The sequence below is a fragment of the Acetobacterium malicum subsp. dehalogenans DSM 11527 genome (genome assembly GCF_000472665.1).
Taxonomy (GTDB): domain Bacteria; phylum Bacillota; class Clostridia; order Eubacteriales; family Eubacteriaceae; genus Acetobacterium; species Acetobacterium malicum.
Genome location: NZ_AXAC01000036.1, coordinates 42,290 through 50,029, shown reverse-complemented (window position 1 = coordinate 50,029; position 7,740 = coordinate 42,290). Strand labels below are relative to the sequence as shown.

8 protein-coding genes and 1 pseudogene are annotated in these 7,740 nt (G+C 45.1%); 7 read left to right on the top strand and 2 right to left on the bottom strand.

Features of this window, described 5'->3' with window-relative positions:
* The 5 genes and pseudogenes from A3KS_RS23785 to A3KS_RS0114205 form a co-directional block, all read left to right on the top strand.
* Window positions 1-184: pseudogene (locus A3KS_RS23785) on the top strand (group II intron reverse transcriptase/maturase); the annotation flags it as partial.
* A 305-nt stretch (window positions 185-489) separates the two neighbouring features.
* Window positions 490-1,155 (top strand): Abi-alpha family protein, encoded by a 666-nt coding sequence (locus A3KS_RS0114220; protein WP_026395472.1) that lies wholly within the window; start codon window positions 490-492, stop codon window positions 1,153-1,155.
* A 194-nt stretch (window positions 1,156-1,349) separates the two neighbouring features.
* Window positions 1,350-1,805: a VOC family protein gene (locus A3KS_RS0114215; protein ID WP_026395471.1), complete on the top strand. Its 456-nt coding sequence runs from the start codon at window positions 1,350-1,352 to the stop codon at window positions 1,803-1,805.
* Window positions 1,806-1,912: 107 nt separating this feature from the next.
* The gene (locus A3KS_RS0114210) at window positions 1,913-2,245 is read left to right on the top strand and encodes a hypothetical protein (protein WP_026395470.1); all 333 of its coding nucleotides are present in this window, start codon (window positions 1,913-1,915) and stop codon (window positions 2,243-2,245) included.
* Window positions 2,246-2,289: 44 nt separating this feature from the next.
* Window positions 2,290-3,039: a SagB/ThcOx family dehydrogenase gene (locus tag A3KS_RS0114205; RefSeq protein ID WP_026395469.1), complete on the top strand. Its 750-nt coding sequence runs from the start codon at window positions 2,290-2,292 to the stop codon at window positions 3,037-3,039.
* An 81-nt stretch (window positions 3,040-3,120) separates the two neighbouring features.
* On the opposite strand, the gene ybaK is transcribed toward A3KS_RS0114205, so the two are convergent.
* A complete protein-coding gene (gene ybaK, locus A3KS_RS0114200; RefSeq protein WP_026395468.1) occupies window positions 3,121-3,606 on the bottom strand; it encodes a Cys-tRNA(Pro) deacylase in 486 nt (161 codons plus the stop codon).
* 160 nt (window positions 3,607-3,766) lie between these two features.
* On the opposite strand from ybaK, the gene A3KS_RS0114195 reads away from it, so the two are divergent.
* Window positions 3,767-4,783 (top strand): hypothetical protein, encoded by a 1,017-nt coding sequence (locus A3KS_RS0114195; protein WP_035356377.1) that lies wholly within the window; start codon window positions 3,767-3,769, stop codon window positions 4,781-4,783.
* A 25-nt stretch (window positions 4,784-4,808) separates the two neighbouring features.
* Window positions 4,809-5,486, top strand: coding sequence for a PspA/IM30 family protein (locus tag A3KS_RS0114190; protein ID WP_026395466.1), 678 nt, complete (start codon window positions 4,809-4,811; stop codon window positions 5,484-5,486).
* Window positions 5,487-5,551: 65 nt separating this feature from the next.
* Here the strand turns inward: A3KS_RS0114190 and feoB are convergent, their stop codons facing one another.
* The gene (gene feoB / locus A3KS_RS0114185; RefSeq protein ID WP_026395465.1) at window positions 5,552-7,699 is read right to left on the bottom strand and encodes a ferrous iron transport protein B; all 2,148 of its coding nucleotides are present in this window, start codon (window positions 7,697-7,699) and stop codon (window positions 5,552-5,554) included.
* Window positions 7,700-7,740: the final 41 nt, after the last annotated feature.

The window sequence follows — 7,740 nt, the reverse complement described above, 5'->3', positions numbered from 1 at the left end:
AGCCATGCATAAGGCAATGAGAAAACAGGGAATCAAAGGTAGTGGTGAAAAGATGGCCGTGACGAAATGGAAGAATTCAAATGTCCATATCATCCATATGTTACTCCCAAACCAGTACTTTGAAGATCTGGGACTCATCGATTTATGTCAATATAAAGTTGGGTTACTGTCGAATTATTATTAATTCGGTGAGAGATTTCAGGAGCCGTGTACGGCAAACGTAAGCACGGTTCTGTGAGAGCAAAGAAATCCGGACTAATTACCCGGATTTCTAGCTACTCGATCGGAAAATTTAGAAGGAAAGCTTCATTCGGAACGACGAAATACAGGAAGATATTGCGGAGTATAGAGCTACTTGAGATGAGATGAAATAAAAGGGAACAGCTTGAAATAGTGCCAATAGAGATTTCTATTGACAACCACTTTGATATGTCCTTTCTTTTATTTTTTGTGATATAATTTACGAAAAAATTGGAGGCGATAAAAAAAATGGATCCGCAAGTTATTATTGAATTTTCTACTGAAGCGCTTAAAGCAGGTAACAATGTTATGGATATTGCAAAAGAGACTGGTATTTACGAACTAGCGAAAAGTTGGGTTGGGACGTGGAAAACTGACGTAGATGCCAGAAGAAAAAAGAACTTAATCAATATGTTAGAAAGTACAATTAAGGAATTCGAAGATAAAGGATTGCCGTATAAAATAATCCCTATTGAATTAAGAGTCTCAGTTTCTATTTTAGAAGAGGCTTCATTAGAAGATGACGAATTTATGCGAAAATTGTGGGCAAACTTGTTTGCAAACGCAACTTATGAAAACAGCAAATCAAATGTAGACATAGCATGCGTTGATGTGTTAAGAAGGCTATCGCTTCAGGATGCAGAGATACTTCTAACTATTTATAAGCAACCATTCGAAAATTTTAACGATAACGTTATAACTAAAGAGTTACCTTCAGGAGTTAGAATTTCTAATGGCGGAAAAGAAGAACTAAAATTTGATCTTAGTGAAAATATAGAATTCTCATTAAGTAATTTAGAGAGATTGGGTTGCATCAATGGAATGCAGAGAATGGGACCTAGCAGGGATTATCACCTTATTTCTCGTACAATTTTAGGTAAAAAAGTTTATGAATCATGCACGCTGGATTTTTAATAATTTAAAAGGTTCTGAAGGGATCGATAATTTCTGGTAAACAAAAATTTTCTCGCATAAGCAAAACTCAGAATGAAAACTCAGAAGGGCGGTTCAAATAGTGCAGTGACCTCTTGTTTGAAACACTAAATTACCTTCCTTGTATACTCTACTTTCGAAGCGGTCAAATAAGTCAAAAACAAAGAAGGAGAACCATGAAGATTAAATTTACCCACACCAACATTATTGCCAAAGACTGGAAAAAACTCTCCCAGTTTTATCAGGAGGTTTTTGGATGTGTGCCGGTACCGCCGGAACGAGACATGCAAGGTGACTGGATCGATCGGATGACGGGGGTCAGGGGTACGCATATACGGGGTGAACACCTCCGTTTGCCCGGCTATGAAGATAAACTGCCAACCCTGGAAATTTTTTCCTATAACGATTGGGTTGAGGGCGGATTGCCGCAAATTAATCGGACCGGTTTTGGGCATATCGCTTTTGAGGTGGACGACGTGGCGGCGGTGCTCGAAAAGTTACAAGCTGCCGGTGGTGGTCAGATTGGCGAGCAGATTGTCGCCGACTATCCCAATAATGTAGTAGCAACCATTGTATATGCCACCGATCCCGAAGGAAACATCGTCGAACTGCAGAACTGGGGTACCCGATAGCCGATTAGGCGTTGTAATCTTTGATGATTTTAAACTATGCGGGAGCCGAGTACCAACTTAATGTAAACTCCCGATACTGGTTCAAAAAAAGAGAGAGGAGTTTTAAAATGATAGCGAGAACATGGCACGGGATGGTACCCCTAAAAATGTGGGATGCCTTTGAAATATATGAATACGAGACCGGTGTCAAGGATACCCTGGCAATCGATGGTAATTGTGGGGCATTTTTGAAAATTGTTGAACAAGATGAGTATGCCCATTTTTTCTTGAGTACGAAATGGGATTCAATGGCAAGTATGATCGCCTATGCTGGTAATAATCCGACAATTGCGGTGACATACTCGGAAGATGAGAGATATGGTCTCATATCTGATCCCATTGTGATTATTCAGGAAGTTGTTGATGATGGCGATCCCTTTGTTGTGGGTAAATATTTTTGAAAAATGACTAGTTATCCCTAAAAAATGAAAGGCAGGCTAAATATATGAAACCTGAAAACAAAAGAACCTTAAAATATTTCTTAAAAGATGATATTCGTCAGGAAACCAATTTTCGCAACACCGATCAGAACATCGGGGTGCCGTCGCCACCGATTGAAAAACCAGCGCCGGCGGATGCCCGGAAAATACCCTTGCTTGAACCAGCCGCCTTTGCGATCGGTGAAATGTCCTTAAAATCTGCCATTTCGCACCGGGAATCACGACGGAAATTTACGCGTCAGGCCTTGTCGATGGAAGAGTTGTCATTCCTGCTCTGGTCTACCCAGGGGGTTCGTGAGTGGCGTCAGAAAAATGCCCTGCGAACGGTTCCCTCGGCGGGAAACCGGCATGCCCTGGAAACCTATCTGGTGGTGTTCAATGTCGATAGTCTGGAACCGGGGATTTACCGCTATCTGCCCTCACTGAACAAATTGGTCCTGGAAGCAACCCCGGATCATCTCAAAGACCGGCTGATTGAGGCAGCTCTCAATCAGCAATTTGCCGGTTCCGGCGCGGTTACTTTTATCTGGACAACTATTCCCTATCGGATGGAATGGCGCTATGCCGAGGCCTCGTACAAGGTGATAGCGTTGGATGCCGGGCATGTCTGTCAAAACCTTTATTTGGCCTGTGAAGCAATTGGTGCAGGAACCTGTGCTATCGCTGCCTACAATCAGCAAAGTGCCGACCTGTTATTAAATGTTGATGGCGATGAGGAGTTTGTCGTTTATATGGCACCAGTTGGCAAAATTTGATTTGGGAGTAACGACTGCGGATTGGTTTATAAAATCTTAAGCAGATGCAAGCAACTAGGTCAGTCAAAACGCGATTACGATTCAGACTGTTATGATATCCCCATAAACAGCCGCGGCCGCGGTGCAAAAATCATCGGGTCGTAATTGAAGCTGCAGCCCGATTTTCCCACCGCTGATGTAGATGGTGTCCAGCTCTTTGGCGGTGTCGTTGATGACGGTTTTAAACTGTTTTTTCATACCAATGGCGGTGCAGCCGCCCCGGACATAGCCGGTGATCGGAGTCAGGTCTTTGAGATGAATCATCGCTACCGCCTTTTCGCCAACCGCTTTGGCGGCTTTTTTCATATCCAGTTCCTTATCGATGGGGATCACAAAAACAAAATAATTTTTGCTTTTTCCTTCAGTCACCAGGGTCTTATAGACCTGTTCATAAGGTAGATTCAGCAGATCGGCGGTCTGCAACCCGTCCACAAATTCATTGCACTCATAGCTTTGGTGGGTATAGTCAATTTTTAATTTATCCAAAATGCGCATGGCATTGGTTTTCACTTCTTTTTGTTTAGCCATTGTTTTTTTCTCCTTAAAGTAAAACTGGTTTTGTAACCTGTTTATTTTATCAGAAAATGATCGTTTATGCTTCTTTTTTGGCAGTAGTCAATAATGAATGAATGGCGCTGTTTGGGGTAAATAGTAATTGTATATCACGCTAACAAATGGAGGGGGTATCATGGGAAGAAGTGGCGGTTCAGGTGGTCGCAGCAGTGGCGGCTCCAGTGGCGGCAGCCGTAGCAGTGGTGGTCGCAGCGGCGGCTTTGGAAGCAGTCACAGAAGCGGCGGTAGTGGCGGATTTGGCAGCTTTGGTAGCAGCTCCGGGGGCGGTTTTTTTGGCAGCGGATCCAGAATGAGTTCTGGCGGCAGCAACTACGGTGGCAGTGGCAGTGGCGGTCCGGTGGGTTGTGGTTGCGGGGCTGTCATGATCATTTTAGTGATCGTTCTAATTGTTATGTTGATTATTGGTGTCTTTGTGGCATCGGTTTTTACAAGCTCTTCAGAAATCACTAAATCATCAGTGGCTCGGCAGCCGCTACCGGCCGGCTCAGTCAACGAAACTGAATATTATACCGATGAGTTGGGATGGATCAATAATCAGACAAAAATGGAGGAAGGGCTAAAATACTTTTATCAGAAAACCGGGGTCCAACCCCATGTGGTAATCATCGATAATGTCAATGGTTCGCATAACCCTACCGAAAGTGAGTTGGACAGTTATGCAAATGCCCTTTATGATCAGTTGTTTGCGGATGAAGCCCATCTGCTCTTTGTATTTTATGAGTATAATGATTTCTATATGGATCGTTATGTGGCTGGGACTCAGGCCAAAACGGTCATTGATACGGAAGCGGCTGATATTCTGCTTGACTATATTGACCGCAATTATTACGACAGTAGCCTCACGGATGAGGAGTTCTTCAGTAACTCGTTCCGGGATGCGGCTGACCGGATCATGACCGTTACCAAGTCACCATGGATCGCGGCGATGACGACCATTGGAATTGTTTTTGCAGTGGTAATATTAGCAATTCTATTATTCGTCTGGTGGCGACATGCCAAAAATCAGAAAAATCTCGAGGCTAAACGGACTGCAGAAATGCTGAATACCCCGCTTGAAAAATTTGACGATGTGGAAATTGAAGACCTGGCGAAGAAATATCAGGATAGCCCGTCAGATCAGCACAAAGACTAGTTAGTAAAATTAAAGGAGGAAAGAGATGGCAATTTTAGAACGATTCGGTGATATCATTCGGGCTAACATCAACGATATGCTGGACAAAATGGAAGATCCGGCGATCATGATCGACCAGTATTTAATTGATCTGTTGGATGATCTGGCCGAAGTGAAGCGTAGCACCGCCGAAATCATGGGCGAAGAAACCCGCACGAAACGGTTGGTTGACAACAACAAGGCCGAGGTGGAAAAATATGCCGAGCTAGCCAAAAAAGCCCTGATGGCAGGGAATGAAGGAGATGCCCGGACCTTTCTCGCAAAGAAACAGGAGCTGGAAAACCTGGATCCTGAACTGATGGATGTGTATGCCGCTGCTCATGAAAATGCCATGAAAATGCGACAGATGCATGACAAACTGGCAGCCGATATCCAAACTCTGCAGGCCCGCCGGACTATGATCAAGTCCAAGGTGTCCATTGCCAAAACCCAGGCAATCATCAATGAAGCCAGCAGCTCAGCTAATCAAACCGAGGATGCCATGGACGCCTTCACCCGAATGGAAGAAAAGGCTGATCGGATGCTGGACGAAGCCAATGCGATGGCAGAACTGAACATTGAGCCGATTGACCCCGCTGAAGCGCTGGAAGAAAAGTACGGCGACGGCGGAAATGCCTCGGTTGATGAGGAATTAGCTAAACTCAAACAAGAGTTGGGGTTGTAATAAGTAATAAAAAAGGCCAGACGAAAAGGATTATCATTTTCGTCTGGCCTTTTGATAGTTAAGGGTTAAATTTCTTTGACCGGGGTCAATTGTTTTTGGCCGGCTTTTGTTTGGCTGACCGGCTTTCTAAAGAGCAGATAGAGCAGGACAGCAATCATCATTAGCGCAGCAACGGTACCGATACCAAAGCCACCGCCAGTGAAGAAGACCCCCAGTTGATAAATGATCAGAGCGATCGTATAGGCAAAAGCGGTCTGATAACCGACGGCAATCAGTGTCCATTTGGCACTGCCCATTTCCCGGTGAATCGCGCCGATGGCGGCAAAGCAGGGGGCACAGAGCAGATTAAAAACCAGAAATGAGAAGGCAGCCATCTGGGTAAAGGCCATTTGTAGCTGGGGCCACAGTTCGGCACCATCTTCGGCCACTTCGGCAAAACCAAAGAGTACCCCAAAGGTACTGACGACCGTTTCCTTGGCAATGAGACCAGTTATGGTAGCAACGGTCGCTTCCCAGGTACCAAAACCCAGGGGAATAAAGACCGGTGCAATGATCATCCCAAGGGAGGCCAGGATCGAATCATTGGTGTCGACCATTTCCAGCCCAAAGTTAAAGGACGATAAAAACCAGATGGTGATACTGGCCACAAAAATAACGGTCCCGGCTTTTTTGATAAAGGATTTGCCCCGTTCCCACATGTGGATCAGAACCCCTTTGGCACCGGGGACATGATAAGCGGGTAGTTCCATAATAAAGGGCGCCGGGTCACCGGAAAAGCCCCGGGTTTTCTTTAAAATGATACCGGAGACAATAATAGCCGCTACCCCGATGAAGTAGGCTGAAGGTGCAACCCAGACTGATCCGGGGAATAAGGCGCCGGCAATCAGGGCAATAACGGGCAACTTGGCTGAACAGGGAATAAAGGATGTCGTCATAATGGTCATCTTACGGTCCCGTTCATTTTCAATGGTTCGGGATGCCATAATTCCGGGAACGCTACAGCCGGTCCCAATCAGCAATGGTATGAACGACTTGCCGGACAGACCGAATTTTCGAAAGACCCGGTCCATGATAAAAGCAACCCGGGCCATGTAACCGCAATCCTCAAGAATGGCAAGAAAGAGGAAAAGGACAAACATTTGCGGGACAAAACCGAGGACCGCACCAACACCGCCAATGATTCCATCAAGAATCAACGAATTCAGCCACTCTGCCGTGCCCCAGGAAATAAGCAACCCTTCCACAGCCGGGGGAATAATTTCACCAAAGAGTACGTCATTGGTCCAGTCCGTTACCCAGGCGCCCACCGTGGTAACAGAGACAAAATACATCAAAAACATAATACCGGCAAAAATGGGTAAGGCCAGAAAGCGATTGGTCACGACCCGGTCGATTTTGTCAGAGGTAGTCATACCGGTGCTGGCTTTCTTTTTGATCGTATCTGAAACGATTCGGCTGATGGTCTGATAGCGTTCATGAGTAATGATGCTTTCGCTATCATCATCCATGGCTTCTTCACATGATGCGGTGAGGGCCGTAATTTCGGCCATTACCGTATCTGAAAGTTTGAGCTGTTCGATGGCTTTTTCATCGCGTTCGAAAAGTTTGATGGCATAAAAATCCGGATGTTCGGTGGTGCTTTTGGCCTTAATGATTGATTCGATTTTACTAAGGGTTTCTGTGATGTCATTTGAAAAAATCAGCAGTGGTTTTGGCTTCTGCCTGCTTTTGCCAAGAGCAATGGCTTTCTCGGCCAGTTCAGCACAGCCTTCGCTTTTGACGGCGGAGGTTTCCATCACTTCGCAACCCAGCCGCTTGGAAAGGGCTTTGATATTGATGATATCGCCACGCTTTTTGACAATGTCGGTCATATTCAAGGCCAGAATCATGGGAATACCCGTTTCCAGCAATTGAGTGGTTAGATAGAGGTTTCTTTCAATATTACTGCTATCAACGATATTAATCATGACATCGGGTTTTTCGTTTAGCAAATAGTTTCTGGAGACCACTTCCTCCAGAGTATAGGGAGACAGGGAATAAATACCAGGCAAATCGATGATTTCAACATCGCTGTGTCCTTTCAGTTTGCCGGATTTCTTTTCAACTGTGACCCCCGGCCAGTTGCCCACATACTGGGAACTGCCAGTGAGCGCATTGAACATGGTTGTTTTACCACAGTTGGGATTTCCAACTAATGCAATTTTTAAGTTCATATAAGTTCTCCTCTTTAATTTGATAGCATTGCCTAACATTA

Excerpts from the sequence above, each read along its gene's own strand:
- A3KS_RS0114220 (WP_026395472.1), top strand. The coding sequence starts at position 490 with ATGGATCCGCAAGTTATTATTGAATTTTCTACTGAAGCGCTTAAAGCA.
- A3KS_RS0114215 (WP_026395471.1), top strand. The coding sequence starts at position 1,350 with ATGAAGATTAAATTTACCCACACCAACATTATTGCCAAAGACTGGAAA.
- A3KS_RS0114210 (WP_026395470.1), top strand. The coding sequence starts at position 1,913 with ATGATAGCGAGAACATGGCACGGGATGGTACCCCTAAAAATGTGGGAT.
- A3KS_RS0114205 (WP_026395469.1), top strand. The coding sequence starts at position 2,290 with ATGAAACCTGAAAACAAAAGAACCTTAAAATATTTCTTAAAAGATGAT.
- ybaK (WP_026395468.1), bottom strand. The coding sequence starts at position 3,606 with ATGGCTAAACAAAAAGAAGTGAAAACCAATGCCATGCGCATTTTGGAT.
- A3KS_RS0114195 (WP_035356377.1), top strand. The coding sequence starts at position 3,767 with ATGGGAAGAAGTGGCGGTTCAGGTGGTCGCAGCAGTGGCGGCTCCAGT.
- A3KS_RS0114190 (WP_026395466.1), top strand. The coding sequence starts at position 4,809 with ATGGCAATTTTAGAACGATTCGGTGATATCATTCGGGCTAACATCAAC.
- feoB (WP_026395465.1), bottom strand. The coding sequence starts at position 7,699 with ATGAACTTAAAAATTGCATTAGTTGGAAATCCCAACTGTGGTAAAACA.